This is a genomic window from Arthrobacter sp. BF1 (genome assembly GCF_056680215.1).
This window is the reverse complement of the sequence record NZ_CM155271.1, coordinates 1,129,084-1,146,818: the sequence shown is the minus strand read 5'-3', so window position 1 is coordinate 1,146,818 and position 17,735 is coordinate 1,129,084. Positions and strand designations below refer to the sequence as shown.

Below are 17,735 nucleotides of genomic sequence, written 5' to 3'. Positions count from 1 at the left end.
TCAAAGCCTCCCGTTCTCGGGGCTATCGTTCCGAGGGAGCTTTGCCACGCGGCGTGGCCGGCCGCTGCGCAGGTGGCCACCCAGGAATCCGCTGGCCAGCAGCAACACTGCTCCTGCCCGTGCCAGGCCTATGCCAAGCTCGTGGCGGCCGCGCTCACGTGCCGCCCACGAGGCAAGGTACACCAGGAGGGCCGCGGCATTAGCGGCGGCGTGGACGATGCCGACGCGCTTCGTGCCTTGATCCTTCATCGACCACTGCGCCCAGCCGGAGAGAGCGGTGGGAACTGCTGCCACGACGCCGAGGCCCACCAGCCGTTTTGCGGCGTTCCGCGAGCCGTCGTCCTTGTAGAAATCGAGGAATATCGCCGACCACCAGGCACCAAAAGGAGCGTCGGTCAGGATGCCGTGCAGGGGGATGCCGATGGCATCCCCGCGAAAGAAACTTCGCATTCCCGGACTGGCCGTAAGGCGGCCGGCCAAGGGTTCAATTCCTTTGACGATTGTGCCCAGGGGCTTTGCCCCTTCAAGCCAGCCAAGGAGCCGCGCATAGCGGCCACTGCTGCCGGTATCGGTATGCGGGCGGCCGGCCAACGGTGCTAGCTTTTCCCTCGCGAGGCCATCAGGTGCGCTGGATGACAAGTGCATGTAGCTCAAAATACTCTTGGCGCATCGCAATTGCACCGCCTTTGGTTCGGCGAGCGGCAGCCGGGCACGCTGCTTGGCTGACTACAGCGTGCCGGGCCTCCAGCCGCTACGGTACGGGCACTGCGGCGGCCATGGCATTCAACCGGCCGCTCTCTGCCCCCGCCTCCAACCCCGACAGATATTGGAAGAGGGCACTGATCCCGAAGGTCCACGGCTCCATGTCCTCGGTCCTCCGGGTCCGGTTGACGAGCGTTCCAAGCTGCGGGCTGCTGATGGTAACCACGTCGCCGGGTTTGTGCGTAAACCCGAGTCCTTCGGCGTCCCGGTCCTGCGTCGGCGCGAAAAGTGTTCCAGTGAAGAGGGCGAAGCCGTCCGGGTATTGGTGGTGACGGCCCCAGGCAGCACTGATGAGCTCCTCGAACGGACGGCTGATGCGGGCCAGGCTGTTGCGGCCTTCCAGCCGGTAACCGTCCGTTCCTTCAACCGTGAGGCTGATTTCCTCCGCCCGGAGGGACTCCAGGGTGAAGTCCTCGTGGAAGAGCCGGATCAGCGGGCCGATGGCGCAGGATGCGTTGTTGTCCTTTGCCATGCCCAGGAGCAGGGCGCTGCGGCCTTCCACGTCACGGAGGTTGACGTCATTGCCCAGTGCCGCACCCCTGGCGTTTCCGGCCGAGTCGACAATAAGCACCAGCTCCGGTTCGGGGTTGTTCCATGACGAGAAGCCGGGTATTCCCACTCCGGCGCCGAAACCCACGGAGGACAGGACGGGAGCCTTGGTGAACACCTCCGGGTCGGGACCAAGGCCCACTTCAAGGTACTGCGACCACATCCCCCGGGCTGACAACACCCGCTTGACTTCCCGCGCCTGTTCCGAGCCGGGGCGCAGCGTGTCCAGGCTTCCACCGAGCGCCTCGAGGACCGTCCTGCGGGCCTCCGCCGCGCGGTTGGAATCCCCACCGCAGCGCTCTTCGATGACCCGCTCCACCATGCTCTCCACAAACGTCACTCCGCACGCCTTGACCACCTGGAGGTCAATCGGGGACAGCAGATGGGCGCGTGCCCGGTCCCCCGCCAGTGAAGCCTCGATCAGGTCGGCAAGGTTCCACCTGGGAGCACCACCGGAGTGCAGCACGTAGTCCGCAGGGTTTTCCTGCTCCAGGAGCCCGGCCACAGTGCGGGCTTTGTGGGTGAGGTCGAAGACCTCGTCGCCACGGACGCCCACCACCCGCGGCCCGCTCGACGCCGGATCCCACACGCGGCCCACCAGGACCGCGGCTGCCCCTTCTGTGGGGAGAACTTGTGCGGGGAGAATCTGCTGGGGATCGGTTGCTGTCATTTGCTGGCCTCTCGTTGCCCGGCCGGTTGCCACTCGCCATCCACCCGGCGTCGAATTTGCCAGGCATTCCCGTCGCGCAAGGGAACAGGCAATTGCGACGGCGGGAAGCTGTCGTAAGCGACGGGGCGCATAAAGCGGCCGATGGAAGCGGTCCCCACGGATGTGGTGGCGGCCGTGGTGGCGGGGTATGGCCCGCCGTGGTGCTGGGCGTAGGTCACGGTGACGCCCGTCGGCCAGGCGTTCCAGAGAAGGCGGCCGGCCCGTTCCCGCAGCTCCGTCAGCAAAGCGGACACGTCTTCCTCAGGCTCCGCCTGGACGGTTGCTGTCAGCTGCCCGTCCAGCAGCCGGGCCAGGTCCGCCAAGTCATCGCCCGGGTTGTAACCCACCACCAGTGTTGCCGGACCGAACATCTCCTGCTCGAGGACTTCGGGGTGGTGACGGACGTTCCCGGCAGTGATGAACAGCACCGTTGGTTTGGGCGCTTCTGCATCATCCCCGGGCACCAGGACTTCGACGCCGGCCGCTGCCTGGACGGAGTTCAGCGCCTTGCCGAACCCTTCCCGCAAGGCGGGGCTCAGGAGCGGGCTTGGCTGTTTCGAAGCCAACTCCCGACGCAGGAGCTCACTGATCTCGCCGGGATCCTGCACCGGCGCGAACAGCTGCCCCGGCTTGGTGCAGAACTGGCCCATACCCATCGTGAAGGAGGCGGCATAGCCGGTCAGGATTTCCTCGCGTCTGGCCTCCCAGGCCTTTTCGGTGACGAAGACGGGATTGATGCTGCCCAGTTCGCCATAGAACGGGATCGGCGTGGGCCGGCCGGACGCCCGGTCGAAGAGTGCCCGGCCGCCGGCTGTTGACCCGGTGAAGCCGATCGCCGTGACCAGGGGATGGTCCACGAGACGTTCGGCCGCCTCCCTGCCAACCACCGTGGAAAAGAGGCACTGGGGAGCGCCGGCCTTTGCCAGGGCCGCCGTGACCACATCAGCTGTGCGGATGCCCAGCCGGAGGTGCCCGTCGTGGATTTTGTGCACCACTGCGCATCCGGCCGCGAGCGCCGAAGCACTGTCCCCGCCCATCACGCTGAAGGCGAAGGGGAAGTTCGAGGCGCCAAAGACGCCCACCACACCCAACGGCACGTTGACGCGCCGGATGTCCGGCCTGGGGCCCATCCCCCACGTGGGATCCGCGTGGTCGATGGTCGCATCGAGGTGTTCCCCGCCGACAATTTCCCCGATGAACAGCCGGAGCTGAAAAACGGACCTTCGCAGCTCGAAGCGGAGCCGGGCCTCGTCCAGGTGGGTTTCCTCCTGCCCCAGTGCCACGAGCTCATCGGCATGGGATTCCAAGGCCGAGGCGACTTCCTCCAGCCACCGTGCCCTGACGCGCGGCTCAACGTCCCGGCCGCACTCGTAGGCCTGATGGGCTGCAACTATACGGCTGTCGGCCTGATCAGCTGTCACGGTTCGTCCCCTGTTTGGCGGCGAGTTTGGCGGCGAAGGCAGTCGTGCCAAACACCTCGGGGTTGAGCACGTTGAGCGGCTCCTCCCCCGCGGCCATGGCAAGGATCGAACCGATGGCACCCGCGGAGACGTCCCGGGTGAAGTCCTCGGTCCAGCACAGTGAATGCGGTGAAAGCACCACGTTGTCCAGGGTCAGCAGCGCGTCGTCGGGAAGCAACGGCTCGGGTTCGAAGACGTCCAGTCCGGCACCGGCGATGACTCCCGTTTGCAGGGCGTGGCGCAGGGCGTCGGTGTCCACCAGTTTTCCCCGGCCGATATTGATGAGGTGGGCGCTTGGCTTCATCCGTGCCAGGGCGTCCGCGCCGATGAGGTTTTCCGTCTCCGGGGTGAGCGCCGCACACAGCACCACGTAGTCGGAACGTTTAAGCAGCTCGTCCAGTCCGAGCAGCTCCACCCCCAGGCCGGCGGCCTCCGGGTGGCGGCCGCTGCGGTTGTTGCCCACCACTTTCATGCCCAGCGGGGCCAGGAGCCGGGCGAGCTCGGCACCGACGCTGCCGAAGCCCACGATGCCCACCGTCTGGCCGACGATCTGGTCCCCGCGGTAGCGTTCGCGGGCAGCCCAGTCCGAGGTCCGGGTGAGACGGTCTTTGGCCAGCAGTTTGTGCGCGAGAGCCAGCAGCAGCGTCAGGCCTGCCACTGCAAGCGGCCGCCGGATGGCGTCCGGCGTGTTGGTGACCACCACGCCGGCCCGGGTGCAGGCCTCGAGATCGATCGTCTCGAACCCGGCACCGAACCGGGCAATCAGCCGAAGGTCCGGCGCATGGTCCAGTGTCCGGGCGTCGAAGGCGATGTGGCCGAGCGACAGCACGGCGTGGACGCCGGTGAGATCGACCGGCGGAATCGGGTCCGTGTAGCTGGGCAGGACGTGCCACTGAACGCCCTGCTCGGTGAGCCGCCGGAGGCCGAGGTCTCCGTGAATGGAACTGCCATCGGGCTTTGCGGCGTCTGCCGTGACCGCGACGGTGAACGGAGCACGCACGGAGGTTCCCGGCGTCGTCAATTCATTGGTTGCGGTGCTCATGCCGAGGCTCCGGCGGGTGCTGCGTCCTTTTCCCGGATGGGTTCCCGCACCAGCACCGTGTAGGCCACCGCGGCCATTGCGGCGATGATGCCGCCGATCACGAACGACGGCGCGTAGGAGCCGGTTGCGTCGGCGATCACGCCGGTCAGGAGTGGTGCGAAGGCGCCGCCGAAGTAGCCGCCGAAGTTCTGGATGGCACCCACGGATGCCACCTGGGAGTTGTCAACGATGTCTCCGGGCATGGCCCACGCGGCGGCCTGCATGGTGGCAACGAAGCCGAGGGCCAGGGTCATCACGGCGATGGCGAGCGGGAGGGAATCGACGAACGGGATGAGGCAGATCAGGATACCGGCGACGACGGCCGCAACGGACATCACGTGGCGTTTGGCCTGCAGCGGATCGCGGCCGGATTTCTTCGAGTAGCGGGTCATCACCCAACCGCCGGTGATGCCGAGGATGGCCGCGCCGAGGTACGGGACAGCCGCGAGCCAGCCGGAGTTTGCGATGCTGGCGCCGCGCTCTTCCTGCAGGTAGAGCGGCAGGAAGACGATGAAGATGTTCCAGATCCAGATGACGCAGAAGAACCCGGCCATCATGCCCCAGATCTGGCGGTGCTTGAAGAGCCCGAGCCAGGAAACCTTCTTGGCAGTCAGCTGCTGCGTGGTCCGCTGGCTTTCGATGTACTCAAGTTCCTCGGCACTGGCGCGCTTGTGCTCTTCCGGCGCGCGGTAGTAGATGAAGAAGGCAAGTGCCAGCACCAGGCCGGCGACGCCGAGGAAGATGAAGATGGCCTGCCAGCCGAAGGCCAGCATGATGGCGGTGAGGATGGGCGGCGCGATGGCCGGGCCCCACTTGGAACCGCTGTCCCAGATCGCGGTTGCCTGTCCGCGCTCTGACCGGGGGAACCAGTCGGCGGTGAGCTTCGCGGACGCCGGCCCGTTGGGAGCCTCCGCAACGCCGAGCAGAAAACGGAACGTGATGAACTGCCACATCCGGCTGCCCATCGCCATCAGCGCGGTGGCGATGCTCCAGCCGGCGATGGCCAGGAAGTACATCCGGCGGGCGCCAAGCTTGTCCACGAGCCAGCCGGCCGGGAGCTGCGCAAAGGCGTAGGTCCAGGAGAAGACTGTTCCAAGCAGGCCAATGTCCGTCCGGCTAAGGCCGAATTCCTTGATCAGTTGGGGCGCCGCAATGGAGATGGCGCTTCGGTCCATGTAGTTGATGATCCCGGCGGCCAGCGCCCAGCCAAGGATCCACCACCGCAAATTCTTGATAGTACGCCGCGTAGCCGACTCTTTTGGCTTCGTAGCAAAAGTCTCAGTCTGCACTTTTCACTCCCTCGTGATCTCCTCGCAGCTCCGCGGCTGCACAATCCTAGATCCTATAGGGTATTTGATTTGTTTGTGAAGGGGCTCACACTTAAGGAATCGGCCACGCTGGGTTTTTGGCCCGGCTAGGGGGTCAGCAGGACTTTGATGGCGCGTCGTTCATCCATCGCGCGGTAGGCCTCGGGTGCTTCCTCGAGTGGCATGACGACGTCGAACACCCGGCCCGGGTTGATGCTGCCAGCCAGGACATCGGCAAGCAGCTCCGGGATGTAGGTCCGGGCCGGGGCCATGCCGCCTCCGATGGTGATGTTGGTGTCGAAGAGGTAGCGCAGCGGAATCTCGGCACCGCCCGTGGGAACCCCGACAAAGCCCAAAGCCCCGCCCGGGCGGACACTGTGCAGCGCCTGCTCCATGGATTCCTTGGTACCGACGCACTCCAAGACTGAATCGGCCAGGACCCCGCCGAGGAGTTCACGGACCTTCGCCACGCCCTCATCCCCGCGTTCCTCCACGATATCCGTGGCGCCAAATTCCCGGGCGATGGCCTGCCGGTCGGCATGCCGGGACATGGCAATAATCCGTTCGGCACCCAAACGCTTGGCTGCCAGCACCCCGCACAGGCCCACGGCGCCATCGCCGACCACAACGACGGTTCGGCCGGGTCCGGCCTTCGCGGCGAGGGCCGCGTGGTGGCCGGTGGCCATGACATCAGAGAGGGTCAACAAGCTGGCGCGCAGAGCATCGTCAGGCTCAGTGATTCCAGGGACCCTGACCAGGGTCGATTCGGCCAGCGGGACACGGACCGCCTGGCCCTGACCGCCGTCGATCGCTAGTCCGGCGTCGTCCTTGCCGCCCCAGCCAGCCAAGTGGTCGCAGGCAACGGTGACGCCGTTGAGGCACTGTGCGCACTTTCCGCAACTGACCACGAACGGAGCGATGACCAAGTCTCCCACGGCCAAATCGGTTACGGCGTCGCCGATGCTTTCCACAAGACCGATGAATTCATGCCCGATCGCAGTGGGGTTGTGGGTGGGCTTCACGCCGCGGTAGGGCCAGAGGTCGGAGCCACAAACGCAGGAGGCGGTGACCCTCACGACAGCGTCTGTGGGCTGCATGACGGTGGGGTAGTCGCGGTCTTCGACCCGGATGTCGCCGGGGCCGTAGATGATGGTAGCGCGCATGAAGATTCCTCGGGTCGTGGACAGGGCCGAGGTCGAGCTTAGTTCCAATCGGTCGCGCCGGTCGGAAATTATTGCTTCGAGAGAGCGTACGCCCAAAAGCCAATCACGTGAGAGAGCGATCCCCGAAAAGCCGCGTTAAGTGAGAGAGCGTTCGGTGGGGTGGTTGAGGTTTAGAGGGAGGCTCCCCCGCAGATGACGTAGTTTTGGCCGGTGATGGACTTGCCGTGCGGGCCCAGGAGGAAGGCCGCCAGGGCGGCGACGTCCTCTGGGTCCACCAGGGCACCGAGCGCCGGCATCTTCACGGGGGTGGCGGCACGGCCGGGGTCGTTGAGCATGGGGGTGTCGGTCGGGCCCGGGGACAGCACGTTGACCGTGATCCCCCGCGGCGCCAGCTCCTGAGCCCAGGTCAGCCATGGCCTGGCCTCCGTGGAGGACCTGTCCGCCCGGTTCGAGGTGACGGCCTCCACCATCCGCCGTGACCTGGCGCTGCTGAACGGGCAGGGCCGGCTGGCCCGCACCTACGGTGGGGCGATGGCGATGGGCGCGCACCCGGAGGCGTCGCTGCGGCAGCGCACCGGCGAGGCGTTTGAGCAGAAGCACGCGATCGCCCGCTGGGCGGCGTCCGTGATCGTGCCAGGGGAGAACATCCTGCTCGACGCCGGCTCCACCGTGGGTGCCCTGGCCCACGAACTGCGCGGCTTCGACCGGTTGTCCGTGACGACGCCGGGCATCAACACCATGCAGGAGCTCGCCGAGTCCGAGGGCATCGAGGTGGACTGCCTGGGCGGCCGGCTGCGCAGCGTTTCACAGAGTTTCGTGGGGCCGCTGGCCGAGGCGGCGCTGGAGCGGATGAGTTTTGACCGCGTGTTCCTGGGCGCCGACGCCGTCACCGCCGAGGACGGCATCTGCGAGGCCGACCACGCCCAGACCCGGCTCAAGGAGCTCATGGCCCGGCGGGGCCGGGAGGTGTATGTGCTGGCGGACTCGTCCAAGCTGGGCCTGCGGCCCTTCCACGCGTGGGCGCGTTTGGCTTTGCCGTGGACTTTGGTGACGGACGACGGCGCCGACCCCGGGCAGGTGCGCAAGTTCCGGGAGGCGGGGGTTGAGGTTGAGGTGGCTGTGGTCCGAGATTAGGCCGTCTTCGCTGGCGCGGGTCCTGCGAGCTTCGAGCATGAACTGCCTTGCACGGCCTGCGCATGGAGCGGTGATTCATACTAAATCGCACTACAGCTTTCAGATGCCTCTGTCAGTGCCGTAACGTCTGCTCCGCTGCAACCAGGTTAGTTAGCCCTCCGCGGCGATATGGACCAATGCAAGACCTGAGTCAGTCCCGACGAGTACGGCGTGTTCGTCGACTGGGCAAACTGAGATGATCGGCGCACCCAGGCCGGCCTCGGCGATGAGCCGCCGCTCGGGGAACCGCCAGGCCCGGAGCAGTCCGCCCCACCCTGCTGTGAGAAGCACATCGCGGCCGAGCATCTCGACGTGAGTGGTCTCAGTGCCGTTCGCCGGCCACTCTGCGTGGTCTCCCCGATCGGACCAAGTCTCAACGGCTCCATCCTTTCCGGGCGGAAAGTAGACGGTTGCCTCTGGGGACCTCCACGCACAAAAGGTACTGGCGATTGTGTTGGAAGCCTCGACATAGAAAACAGGGCGAGAAACGACGCTGGCCAAGTCACGTTGACCTCGGACGCGGACTTCGACGTCGTCCCCGACCCGAACTGGCCCGCGAGCTCAATAGTCATCATCGGCACCGCTTCCGGGAAAGTCATCGAAGATTTCCTGGTTGACGAAAGAGGGACGCCCATCATCTTCGATGAGAAAGGGCGGCCCCTCCGGATACCCTAATTCCCGACTGGAAGCTGAAACCGGCCGTTGAGAACTCCGAGTTTAGCGCCATCTCGGAGTAACGGTTCCACGGTCCTGGCCTGGCTGTTGACCACCGGGCCGGTTATTGTGAGTGCGTGCTGGTCCCTCGGGTTGCTGCCCGGCCAGAGCTCTTGCCGGTATAGGTTCATGAGGATGTGGTTGACATGGTCAGCCAGTAGGCTTCCACGGACCTGGGTTTCGTTCGCCCCGGTTACGGCCAAGGATGCGGCGAAAGCTTCCTGGCGTTCCGCTGAGCCGTAGTCAGCCGCAGACATGCTTTCCGTTTTGAGGCCCTGGTCTTTGAGTCGGCGGCTGAGGTTACTGGTGACGCGGTTCTCGATCTCGTGGCCGACACTTTCGATGCGGGCGAAGAGTTCCTTTTCGGCTGGTGCGTACCGCTGTTCCACGGGCGTCCGTTCGGACCCTGCGAAGCCTCCTCTCCCAGGAGTTTGGCTTCGTGCATCTCCTTAGCTGCTTGAACGAACGCGGGACCCTCGAAGCGTGAATCTCCGGCGCCGTTGACGTTCGCGGTGGCCTCTTTGCGGAGCTGGTCAATGTCGGGACCGTTGATGCCGTCCTTGCCGATGAGGAACAGGCGTTCCTGCACAGTAGCGTCGGCGGCCGCCACTGCTGCAGGGGTCTTGGCCGTGTGTGCAGTCTGCAATGCCTGGGCCAGTTCGGGGTTGGCAAGGTACTCAGCGGGTACTTCGTGACGTTCCATTTCCGGGGCCAGTTTCGCCGCCTGCGCGCGGAGTTCTTCGGCGCGAGCCCCTGTCCTCGCCACACTTAATTAGCGTTGGGGGCGGGCCAGTACCGGACTCGAGGCGAGGAAGGCCTACGCGCGAAACCGAAAGGCCGGCCCATGACCAAACCAGTGACCCCAGCGCGACATCAAACAGGTGCTCGAGTGCGTCACTCGGAGACACAACGCTCAGGGGCCCTCGGTCCCTTTATTTTCAAGGGCAAGTTGCACTATTTTGAGCAGGTAACAGCAGCGCTGGAACACGTGCAACAAAGCTGTTGTACTTCTAGTAGGAGACTAAAATGGTTGTTTCCCCGCACACATCGCGGTCTCTTCGCATAAGGCTGGCGCTTTGCATCAGCCTGGTACTTGCAGTGGCCTCGTGCGGGACTTCCCCTCATTCAGTTGCCGGTCCCAAGGGCCCGAGCGCCTCGGCAGAGCCAAACGGCACGACAGGGACAGTCCCCGGGTCGGCTCCTTCTGGAGATGGGGCAATCCCCGATTGCACCTCGGTAGTCTCGATTCCGGATTCAGCCGCTTCAGACGCGGGGGCCGTCCCTTCTTCAAGCATCACCACGCCTACGCCGCTAAAAATCGGTACCCTCCTGCCCGCAACAGGGTCGCTGGCGCACTACGGTCCACCTTCAACAGCTGGCGTCAACCTCGGCATCAAGGAGATCAACGACGTAGGCGGTGTACTGGGCAAGCCAGTTGAGGTAATCCACCGCGATTCTGGGGACACCTCATCGGACATTGCAGCGCAGTCAACACGGGAGCTGCTGAACGGTGGCGTCAGCGCCGTCATTGGCGCTGTTTCGTCAGGCGTGTCAAAGAACGTCATCAACCGGATTACCGGCGCCGGGGTCATCCAGCTTTCGCCCGCAAACTCGTCCGCCGACTTCAGCACATGGGACGATAAGGGCCTCTATTGGCGCACTGCCCCCTCTGACGTCTTAACGGGCAGGACCCTTGGCGGCTACATTGCTGCATGCGGGGCAAAGACCCTCGGAATGATAGTCCTGAATGACCCGTACGGTACCGTCCTCGCGGATAACGTCAAGGCCGCGTTCGAGGCCACCGGCGGAAAAGTGATCTCGGAGGAGCTTTTTAACACTGGCGATTCGGAGTTCAGCAGCCAGGTCGACAAGATTGCCGCCACCAAACCTGACGCCATCGCCCTGATCACCTTCGATCAGGCTAAAAGCATCATCCCTTTAATGGCAGACAAGGGCATAAAAGGAAGCCAACTATTCTTGGTCGACGGAAACACAACGGACTACAGCAGAGACCTCCAAGCAGGCATTCTGAAGGGCGCCCAGGGCGCCCTTCCGGAATCGATTCCCAATGATCTTTTCAGGAATCGACTGCTGACGATTGACCCAGCGCTAACGTATTTTGGCTACGCGGCCGAGTCCTACGACGCTGTCAACCTGATTGCCCTTGCAGCTGAGTCCGCCAAAAGCACCAAGGGCACCGACGTTGCCACCCACCTCAAGGCCGTGTCGGAAGGCGGCAACAAGTGCCACAATTACGCAGCTTGTGTCTCGTTGCTTCGCGAAAACAAGGACATCGATTACGACGGCCAATCGGGGCCGGTGGCCTTTTCTGAGGCCGGTGACACCACAGAGGCCCACATTGGCATATTTGAGTACCAGGAGGACAACACTCTCAAAGCTTCCAAAGAAATACTCGGCAAGATGGCGCCCACCTCATAGCAGCCGATGCAGCAACTAGCCGGCACGGTCACGTCGCTTATTTTGCGCAACAGATCGATGCTGACGGCCGGCATGGGCTCTGGTCCCGGCGTTCCACATAGGAGTAGCATCGACGCCGAGAGCCTCACATCATTGCGGCGAAGGAGCACGGTCATGGATGCATTGGGCGTACGGCTAAATGATCCTGACCTGGACGATGAAGAACTCGATTCCCTTGCGAAACGCCTCCGTGCCGAACTTCTCGATCTCGACGTCTATGACGTGGTGCCATTTGACGCTGTAGGCCATATCCCAAGTGGAGCCAAAGGTCTTGAAGTTACCGTTATCGGTTCACTTTTGGTGAAGCTCATATCCAAAGTCGACGTTGCAAAAGTCGTATCCGCATTGAAGGATTGGCTGATCCGTCAGCGCCTGCGTTCCATCGAAGTCACGGTCGATGGGGACACATTGAAATTGACAAATATCTCTTCCGAGGAGCAGGAACGTCTGGTCGAATTGTGGGTATCCCGGCATGCAAAGCCAGACTAATGCCCCGCGGCGTATTGCCCTCATCATCGCTACCTCCACCTATGAGGAAAGCACGCTTGCTCATCTGCGGGCTCCCGGGACGGACGCGCATGATTTAGCAGAAGTCCTTTCGGACTCCAAAATTGGGAAATTCGACGTTCATACCTTTCTCGATACCCCCCATGACCGGTTGATGCGAGGCGTGCTGGAAGTCTGCGCCAGCGTGGGCCCGAGCGATCTTATCCTTGTCTACCTTTCTTGCCACGGAGTGCTGGATGATAAGGGGAGGCTTTACTACGCAACCACGAATACGGAACGCAGGCTCTTGGCTGCCACCTCGCTTGCGGCCGCTTGGCTGAATGATCAGTTGGAAGACTGCCGCGCACGTAGCCAGATTCTTGTGCTTGATTGTTGCCACAGCGGGGCTTTCGCGAAGGGTGCGAAAGGGGACGAAGCCCTCGCCTTGCAGGATAAGTTCCCCGGCCGTGGAAAGGTTGTGCTGACAGCGTCCCGTGCGACTGAATATTCGTTTGAAGGAACGGAAATTGTCGGAAACGGGGTTAGGTCTGTTTTCACCAAGGCTATTGTGGATGGACTGAAGACGGGAGCGGCTGACGTCAACGGTGACGGTGATGTGACGGTTGCTGACCTTTATCAGTATGTTTTCAACAAGGTCCGCCAGGAAGAGCCCCGGCAGACACCTATGATGTGGACCTTCGGTTCAGAGGGAGACCTCTTAGTAGCCCACAGTGTCCGCAAACGGGAAATACGCCCTGCACCACTACCAGCCGACATCGTTCTTGCGATAGAAAGCTCACGGCCGCGTGTTCGAGCGTCCGGAGTGGCAGAGCTTGCCGACCTGCTGGATAGTGGACCACCGGAACTGGCGTTGGCCGCAGAGAACGCTCTCACGAGGATGGCGGAGAACGAGGTGCCAAGTGTCGCGGAACTGGCGAGGGCTGCCCTGAATTCGGCTCAGGGCAACGCCCGTCACGCTGTAGCGGACCGAAGCCAACGTGAAACCACCCTCGCAGTCAGTACCGAGGATGCGGAGCCACTACCAGTCGGGTCAAGTCAGGCTATCCCGAAGCCGGCCCGCAAGCTGCCTCCGCAAAGCACGCTTTCCGCCGCGGGACTGATCGCTATCAAGCCGCCTTACCTTTGGGCCAGCGGAACGTCGCTGATAGCTGCCGGCTTCGTCCGCGCCGTCGGGCCCTGGTCGACAAGCCCATCGACCGCCCTTAGTTGGTTTTTCCTTTTCCTGGTTTCGGCCCAGATACTTTTGATCCTGTCGGGCTTGGCGGGACGGTCTAAAGCAGTGCGCCAGCTTCTATGGGCGGCGATCGCGACCGACCTGGTTGTATGGGTCCTCGAGGTGGCAGTCGCGTCAACCTCACCGCTGATGGTCGTCCTCACGGTGGTTCATCTGGGCTGCGGGATTTCAGCGGCTTTGCTATCACACTCCACTCAGCAGCGAAGAGGAATGGCACGATGGCTGCTGGCTTCGCTGTATGTCCCTCAGGCCCTGGCATGGCTTCTGCAGTTCCTTCAGGTACCTACTGCCGTATCCGTCACGATCATCACTGTTTCGCTTTTGACGCCCGGCATACTTTTACTCTATTTCGGCATGCGGCTGACACAACAGAACACTAACCAACACAGCATTGTCGGCTAGGGCGTTGTCTCCTAAATCAAAGGTTTGCTGATTGGAACGCTTGAGCGATGTCACAAACGTCTATTGTGAGCGATGATCAGTGTTAAGCCCAGTCCAACCATTGGACGATGGCGATGCTGCCACTTGCGATTGTCGTTTTGGTATGAAGCTCGCCAGGATCATTTCCCATGATCTCATTTGAAAATCCCGATGGTTTCAGGTCGAATGTTGTGTTCTTGGTGCCGGCGCTGCAGTTCGTGAATGTCACGGACGGGACGAAAACCGGGAGCCCGGTCCCGATCGGCTCGACAATCCATTCGGCTGTCAGGCCTCTGGAGATGATTTCGTGGGGCGTAGGGATGTGGACACTGGTGTACTTCCCCGTCGTGATGTTTTGTATGCAGGCGTACCCCTGGTTCGGGTTGGACGCACAGACAAGGACTGAGACGGTATCCCCAGTTGTGATAGGGAAGTCGTCCATCTTAAGTGGGGGATCCTTATATAACGGTCGGTCCACCATTCAGTCCAAGCCCACCATTCGAACTCCCCCGCCGGTCCCCAGGGACCCGGCGAACGCGGCCACCGGCTCCGTGGGCCGGCGCCTGCCGATGCCGGACTCGTTGATGGCGACCGATTTGCCGATCTACTTCTGCGACCCACATTCACCCTGGCAGCGCGGCAGCAACGAAAACACTAACGGCCTCCTCCGCGAGTACTTCCCGAAAAGCACCGATCTATCGTTCCACGGGCCCGGAATCCTCGAAAACGTCGCAGCTGAACTGAACCGCCGGCCCCGCAAACGACACGGCTACCGAACGCCCGCAGAAGTCCTCGCCGAGCTAGTCTCGAACCCAGTCAACTAAATCCCGTGTTGCAGGCACCACTGGAATTCGCCATTCATGTCCGTGACGTTGTGAGGCAGCGCCTGCGGTGTCGCAACACGCTTGTATGACAGAACCACGGCGGGAATCCCCAGTCCCCCAAAAGCTCCGTCGGAGGCGGCCAGACATGGACGAATCGGCGCTGAGAGTTCAACGCGCGGGTAGGGATTACTGAGGATCACCGCCAAGGCATATCGGGAAAGGGTTCAGTCTTCTTCCGCCACCGTGACTGGAGCCTGAGCGATAGAGTCGCTGGCCAGAGCTTTACGCCGGCGATAAATCTGGATTGCAATGGCTGTGGGGATCACGGCTAAAGCGGTCGCCCGCATCCAAGGTCGGTCCAGGACATGATCGGTGAGGGCATCGACGGACAAGGGTCCGGAGCCTCCGATGGTGAACGATGCTGCGGCCAGGCCCAGCACCGCGGGATATTCGAAACCGCCCTCAGTAGCGAAAAAGCCGTTGGGTGCGTGGACGCTGGCCGCGACGCCCATCGTGGTTGCAGCGGCGGCGCCGGCGGCAGGGGTGGCGAGCCCCAAGGCCAAGGCAAGACCTGCTCCAGCTTCACCCACGCCGGCGAGGACGGCACTGGGTTTCGCGGGGCGGAAACCCATGGCGTGCATACCCTTGCTGGTACCTTCAACGCCTCCTCCCCCGAACCAGCCAAAAAGTTTTTGAGATCCATGAGCGATGAGTACGCCCCCGAGAGCAACCCGGAACAGTGTTTGAGCAGCGGCTGCCGCCCTGGGGCTGGTCTTTTCATGACTCATTACAGTCCTCCTTGGGGCGTCTGCGCGCTGCAGTGGCCAGCTTTCAGCACGATTCTACGTCTGCGAAACGGCCCGGTCACGAGAAGAAACGTGACCCCGGGGCGGTTTCGATGTCCGCGATGAGTGCCGCACTCCGGGCCCGGATTGAGGTGAGGTGTTCGCCAAGGCCGCTGAGGACGATGCCGGCGTCGGCCGTCTGGAGGGGGGATTCAGGTACGGAGAGCCCGTCTGCGCGGAGGCTGATGAGGGTCTCTACGAGTCGAAAGGCCAGGTCTCCGGTCTGGCCAGTATCCGTCCAGCCGTTCTCGGGGAGTGCTGCCCCCAGGCGTTGGTACAGTCCGCGGAGTTCCCGTCTGCCTTCAATGAAGCTGTGGAACCGCTCGCTGCGTGATTCCGGGAGGTTGTAGAGCACGCCGACGTTGTAGCGGGCGTTGCACAGTTGGGTTCCGTCAAACAGCGCCACGGCGTGAAGCCGGGCAGCAGCCAACACCGGGTCGTGGCTGCCGTCGGTCTCCGAACAGATGCCGCGCGCAAAACTCAGGCCGCTGGATACCGTGCCCGCGAGCAGCACTTCAAGAATATCGTCTTTGGTTTTGAAGTGATGGTAGAGCGAGGACTGACGGATTCCCACGGCCTCCGCGATTGACCGCGTAGGCGTGCTGGCATAGCCCTGGGTTGTAAAGAGTTCGGCGGCGGCGTCGAGGATTTCCTCACGTGCGGTGGCTCCCGGGCGGGAGGGCTGCTGATTGCGGGGGCGGCCGGGGCCGGTTGCTGTCACGGCCTTATTCTTGCACTCCGGGCGCCCCATTCGTGGCCGCTTCGCCGGCAGTGAGGAGCCTGAAATGAGCCGGAAATGTGCCGTCCATCAACTCTTTACAAGGGGGAAACGAGCCCGGGATCTTCGCCTGCAAAACTATCACTTGACCGGTATTACGCAGCGCCGGCGCTAGCGCTGCTTGTGCCGGAAGGCTTTGTCCCAACGCCGTTCCAGCCCCGGAGACCCCGATGACATCCACTGTTCTTCCCAAGTCCGCGCAGGCCGATCATGCAGACCTTGCGTCCCTTGGCTACGAGCCGTCCCTGCACCGCAAGCTTGGCCGTTATGCTTCGTTCGCGGCGGGCTTCTCGTTCGTATCCATCCTGACCACCATCTTCCAGCTCTTCGCGTTCGGCTACTCCTTTGCCGGACCGGCCTTTTTCTGGACCTGGCCCGTTGTCCTGATTGGCCAGCTTCTGGTGGCACTGAATTTTGCGGAGCTTGCCGCCCGCTACCCGCTCTCCGGCGCCGTGTATCAGTGGGCACGACGTGTGGGCGGCGAAACGGTTGGCTGGTTCGCTGGCTGGTTCATGGCACTGGCCCAGGTTGTCACCGCCGCCGCTGCGGCCATTGCCCTGCAAGTGGTCCTTCCGCAGCTCTGGGACGGCTTTCAGCTGGTCGGCGGCGACGCTGCACTGAACACTGTCTCGGGTGCCGCGAACGCCGTGGTCCTGGGTGCCATTCTGTTGGTGGTTACTACGGTAATCAACTCCATGGGTGTCAGGCTGATGGCCCACGTGAACTCCGTTGGCGTGACGTGCGAGATCGTCGGCGTCATAGCGGTGGTCCTGGCGCTCATCACGGCTGCCCAGCGCGGACCGGACGTCGTGCTGGACACCGTCGTCCTGCAGGGCTCTGATCTTGGCGGCGTAGGCGCATTCATGGTGTCGGGCCTGATGGCCGCCTACGTCATGGTGGGCTTCAACTCCGCCGGGGAACTCTCCGAGGAGACCAAGGACCCTCGCCGGACCGCGCCCCGCACCATCCTCTCGGCTCTGATCATTTCCGGCATCGGCGGAGCGCTGATGATCGTCACCGCGCTGATGGCAGCTCCCAGCCTCGATGACGGGCGGCTCGCCACCGAGGGCCTTCCGTATGTGTTGACTGCCGTCCTCGGGACCTTCTGGGGAAAGGTACTCCTGGTCGACGTGGCCGTGGCTATCTTTGTCTGCACGTTGGCCATTCAGACGGCCGGTTCACGGCTGGTGTTCTCCATGGCCCGTGACGGCAAGCTTCCCGGCTCGGCATTGCTTTCGGCCGTCCATCCCAGGCGCGGCACTCCGATGTGGCCCTCCATTGCCATCGGCGCCCTGGCTGTCGGCGTTCTGGCGATCAATGTAGGCAATGCGGCGCTGTTCACCACGCTCAGCAGCGTTTGCATCGTGATGGTCTATCTGGCCTACCTGTTGGTCACCGTGCCGCAGCTCCTCAACCGTCTCCGCGGCGACTGGGACAGGGTTGGCGAGACCATGCCGGTGGGGCTGTTTTCGCTGGGGCGGTGGGGCCTGCCGATCAATCTCCTCGCCGTGCTGTACGGGGCGGTGATGGTGGTCAATCTGGCCTGGCCACGACCCGAGGTCTACGACCCTTCCGGAGAAAACGGAATCCTCCTCTACTCCGCTCCGCTGATGGTGGGCGTGGTGCTGCTCCTCGGTGTATGGGTTCGGCGCTCGAGCTCCCGGTCGGCCGCCCGCTCGGAAGCCTGAACAAATTCGCCGGCCCGCCAGGCCCTTGCCCCATCGGATCGCC

At 63.2% G+C, this 17,735-nt stretch carries 18 protein-coding genes and 1 pseudogene; 7 read left to right on the top strand and 12 right to left on the bottom strand.

The annotated features are described in order from the left end of the window. From AC1MCD_RS05510 to AC1MCD_RS05480, 7 genes are all read right to left on the bottom strand, one after another. A complete protein-coding gene (locus tag AC1MCD_RS05510) occupies positions 1 to 450 on the bottom strand; it encodes a DUF2231 domain-containing protein (RefSeq protein WP_498676594.1) in 450 nt (149 codons plus the stop codon). A gap of 301 nt (positions 451 to 751) precedes the next feature. Next, a complete protein-coding gene (locus AC1MCD_RS05505; protein WP_498676592.1) occupies positions 752 to 1,981 on the bottom strand; it encodes a fumarylacetoacetate hydrolase family protein in 1,230 nt (409 codons plus the stop codon). Further along, positions 1,978 to 3,441: an aldehyde dehydrogenase (NADP(+)) gene (locus AC1MCD_RS05500; RefSeq protein ID WP_498676588.1), complete on the bottom strand. Its 1,464-nt coding sequence runs from the start codon at positions 3,439 to 3,441 to the stop codon at positions 1,978 to 1,980. Before AC1MCD_RS05500 ends, AC1MCD_RS05505 begins: the two co-directional genes overlap by 4 nt. Then, positions 3,431 to 4,522, bottom strand: coding sequence for a 2-hydroxyacid dehydrogenase (locus AC1MCD_RS05495; RefSeq protein ID WP_498676586.1), 1,092 nt, complete (start codon positions 4,520 to 4,522; stop codon positions 3,431 to 3,433). The genes AC1MCD_RS05500 and AC1MCD_RS05495 overlap by 11 nt, the downstream gene beginning before the upstream one ends. Continuing rightward, positions 4,519 to 5,787, bottom strand: a complete 1,269-nt coding sequence (locus AC1MCD_RS05490) for an MFS transporter (protein ID WP_498676584.1) — start codon at positions 5,785 to 5,787, stop codon at positions 4,519 to 4,521. The genes AC1MCD_RS05495 and AC1MCD_RS05490 overlap by 4 nt, the downstream gene beginning before the upstream one ends. A gap of 188 nt (positions 5,788 to 5,975) precedes the next feature. Then, the gene (locus AC1MCD_RS05485; protein ID WP_498676582.1) at positions 5,976 to 7,031 is read right to left on the bottom strand and encodes a zinc-dependent alcohol dehydrogenase family protein; all 1,056 of its coding nucleotides are present in this window, start codon (positions 7,029 to 7,031) and stop codon (positions 5,976 to 5,978) included. Between the two features lie 170 nt (positions 7,032 to 7,201). After that, positions 7,202 to 7,501 carry an SDR family oxidoreductase gene (locus tag AC1MCD_RS05480; protein WP_498676579.1) on the bottom strand — a complete coding sequence of 100 codons (300 nt, stop codon included), beginning with the start codon at positions 7,499 to 7,501 and terminating at the stop codon, positions 7,202 to 7,204. Here AC1MCD_RS05480 and AC1MCD_RS05475 point away from each other — a divergent pair. Further along, the gene (locus AC1MCD_RS05475) at positions 7,458 to 8,165 is read left to right on the top strand and encodes a DeoR/GlpR family DNA-binding transcription regulator (RefSeq protein ID WP_498676577.1); all 708 of its coding nucleotides are present in this window, start codon (positions 7,458 to 7,460) and stop codon (positions 8,163 to 8,165) included. The genes AC1MCD_RS05480 and AC1MCD_RS05475 overlap by 44 nt on opposite strands. A gap of 150 nt (positions 8,166 to 8,315) precedes the next feature. On the opposite strand, the gene AC1MCD_RS05470 is transcribed toward AC1MCD_RS05475, so the two are convergent. Then, a complete protein-coding gene (locus tag AC1MCD_RS05470; protein WP_498676575.1) occupies positions 8,316 to 8,510 on the bottom strand; it encodes a hypothetical protein in 195 nt (64 codons plus the stop codon). 201 nt (positions 8,511 to 8,711) lie between these two features. On the opposite strand from AC1MCD_RS05470, the gene AC1MCD_RS05465 reads away from it, so the two are divergent. Then, positions 8,712 to 8,879, top strand: a complete 168-nt coding sequence (locus AC1MCD_RS05465; protein WP_498676573.1) for a hypothetical protein — start codon at positions 8,712 to 8,714, stop codon at positions 8,877 to 8,879. Between the two features lie 232 nt (positions 8,880 to 9,111). Here the strand turns inward: AC1MCD_RS05465 and AC1MCD_RS05460 are convergent, their stop codons facing one another. Next, positions 9,112 to 9,621 (bottom strand): hypothetical protein, encoded by a 510-nt coding sequence (locus AC1MCD_RS05460; protein WP_498676570.1) that lies wholly within the window; start codon positions 9,619 to 9,621, stop codon positions 9,112 to 9,114. Between the two features lie 323 nt (positions 9,622 to 9,944). On the opposite strand from AC1MCD_RS05460, the gene AC1MCD_RS05455 reads away from it, so the two are divergent. The 3 genes from AC1MCD_RS05455 (at position 9,945) to AC1MCD_RS05445 (ending at position 13,539) form a co-directional block, all read left to right on the top strand. Further along, positions 9,945 to 11,357 (top strand): ABC transporter substrate-binding protein, encoded by a 1,413-nt coding sequence (locus AC1MCD_RS05455; protein ID WP_498676569.1) that lies wholly within the window; start codon positions 9,945 to 9,947, stop codon positions 11,355 to 11,357. 153 nt (positions 11,358 to 11,510) lie between these two features. After that, positions 11,511 to 11,885, top strand: coding sequence for a hypothetical protein (locus AC1MCD_RS05450; RefSeq protein WP_498676567.1), 375 nt, complete (start codon positions 11,511 to 11,513; stop codon positions 11,883 to 11,885). Continuing rightward, a complete protein-coding gene (locus AC1MCD_RS05445; RefSeq protein WP_498676566.1) occupies positions 11,869 to 13,539 on the top strand; it encodes a caspase family protein in 1,671 nt (556 codons plus the stop codon). Before AC1MCD_RS05450 ends, AC1MCD_RS05445 begins: the two co-directional genes overlap by 17 nt. An 82-nt stretch (positions 13,540 to 13,621) precedes the next feature. On the opposite strand, the gene AC1MCD_RS05440 is transcribed toward AC1MCD_RS05445, so the two are convergent. Next, the gene (locus tag AC1MCD_RS05440; protein WP_498676565.1) at positions 13,622 to 13,999 is read right to left on the bottom strand and encodes a G1 family glutamic endopeptidase; all 378 of its coding nucleotides are present in this window, start codon (positions 13,997 to 13,999) and stop codon (positions 13,622 to 13,624) included. A gap of 154 nt (positions 14,000 to 14,153) precedes the next feature. Here AC1MCD_RS05440 and AC1MCD_RS05435 point away from each other — a divergent pair. After that, positions 14,154 to 14,381: pseudogene (locus AC1MCD_RS05435) on the top strand (transposase); the annotation flags it as partial. A gap of 224 nt (positions 14,382 to 14,605) precedes the next feature. Here AC1MCD_RS05435 and AC1MCD_RS05430 read toward each other — a convergent pair. Both AC1MCD_RS05430 and AC1MCD_RS05425 read right to left on the bottom strand, forming a co-directional pair. After that, positions 14,606 to 15,169 carry a DoxX family protein gene (locus AC1MCD_RS05430; protein WP_498676563.1) on the bottom strand — a complete coding sequence of 188 codons (564 nt, stop codon included), beginning with the start codon at positions 15,167 to 15,169 and terminating at the stop codon, positions 14,606 to 14,608. Positions 15,170 to 15,245: 76 nt separating this feature from the next. Further along, positions 15,246 to 15,947, bottom strand: coding sequence for a TetR/AcrR family transcriptional regulator (locus AC1MCD_RS05425; protein ID WP_498676562.1), 702 nt, complete (start codon positions 15,945 to 15,947; stop codon positions 15,246 to 15,248). A gap of 227 nt (positions 15,948 to 16,174) precedes the next feature. Here AC1MCD_RS05425 and AC1MCD_RS05420 point away from each other — a divergent pair, with 227 nt between their 5' ends. Beyond that, positions 16,175 to 17,692 (top strand): amino acid permease, encoded by a 1,518-nt coding sequence (locus AC1MCD_RS05420; RefSeq protein WP_498676561.1) that lies wholly within the window; start codon positions 16,175 to 16,177, stop codon positions 17,690 to 17,692. Positions 17,693 to 17,735 lie beyond the last annotated feature (43 nt).

Excerpts from the sequence above, each read along its gene's own strand:
- AC1MCD_RS05470 (WP_498676575.1), bottom strand. The coding sequence starts at position 8,510 with ATGCTCGGCCGCGATGTGCTTCTCACAGCAGGGTGGGGCGGACTGCTC.
- AC1MCD_RS05485 (WP_498676582.1), bottom strand. The coding sequence starts at position 7,031 with ATGCGCGCTACCATCATCTACGGCCCCGGCGACATCCGGGTCGAAGAC.
- AC1MCD_RS05460 (WP_498676570.1), bottom strand. The coding sequence starts at position 9,621 with ATGGAACGTCACGAAGTACCCGCTGAGTACCTTGCCAACCCCGAACTG.
- AC1MCD_RS05510 (WP_498676594.1), bottom strand. The coding sequence starts at position 450 with ATGCGAAGTTTCTTTCGCGGGGATGCCATCGGCATCCCCCTGCACGGC.
- AC1MCD_RS05495 (WP_498676586.1), bottom strand. The coding sequence starts at position 4,522 with ATGAGCACCGCAACCAATGAATTGACGACGCCGGGAACCTCCGTGCGT.
- AC1MCD_RS05450 (WP_498676567.1), top strand. The coding sequence starts at position 11,511 with ATGGATGCATTGGGCGTACGGCTAAATGATCCTGACCTGGACGATGAA.
- AC1MCD_RS05440 (WP_498676565.1), bottom strand. The coding sequence starts at position 13,999 with ATGGACGACTTCCCTATCACAACTGGGGATACCGTCTCAGTCCTTGTC.
- AC1MCD_RS05430 (WP_498676563.1), bottom strand. The coding sequence starts at position 15,169 with ATGAGTCATGAAAAGACCAGCCCCAGGGCGGCAGCCGCTGCTCAAACA.
- AC1MCD_RS05505 (WP_498676592.1), bottom strand. The coding sequence starts at position 1,981 with ATGACAGCAACCGATCCCCAGCAGATTCTCCCCGCACAAGTTCTCCCC.
- AC1MCD_RS05445 (WP_498676566.1), top strand. The coding sequence starts at position 11,869 with ATGCAAAGCCAGACTAATGCCCCGCGGCGTATTGCCCTCATCATCGCT.
- AC1MCD_RS05420 (WP_498676561.1), top strand. The coding sequence starts at position 16,175 with ATGACATCCACTGTTCTTCCCAAGTCCGCGCAGGCCGATCATGCAGAC.
- AC1MCD_RS05455 (WP_498676569.1), top strand. The coding sequence starts at position 9,945 with ATGGTTGTTTCCCCGCACACATCGCGGTCTCTTCGCATAAGGCTGGCG.
- AC1MCD_RS05480 (WP_498676579.1), bottom strand. The coding sequence starts at position 7,501 with ATGGTGGAGGCCGTCACCTCGAACCGGGCGGACAGGTCCTCCACGGAG.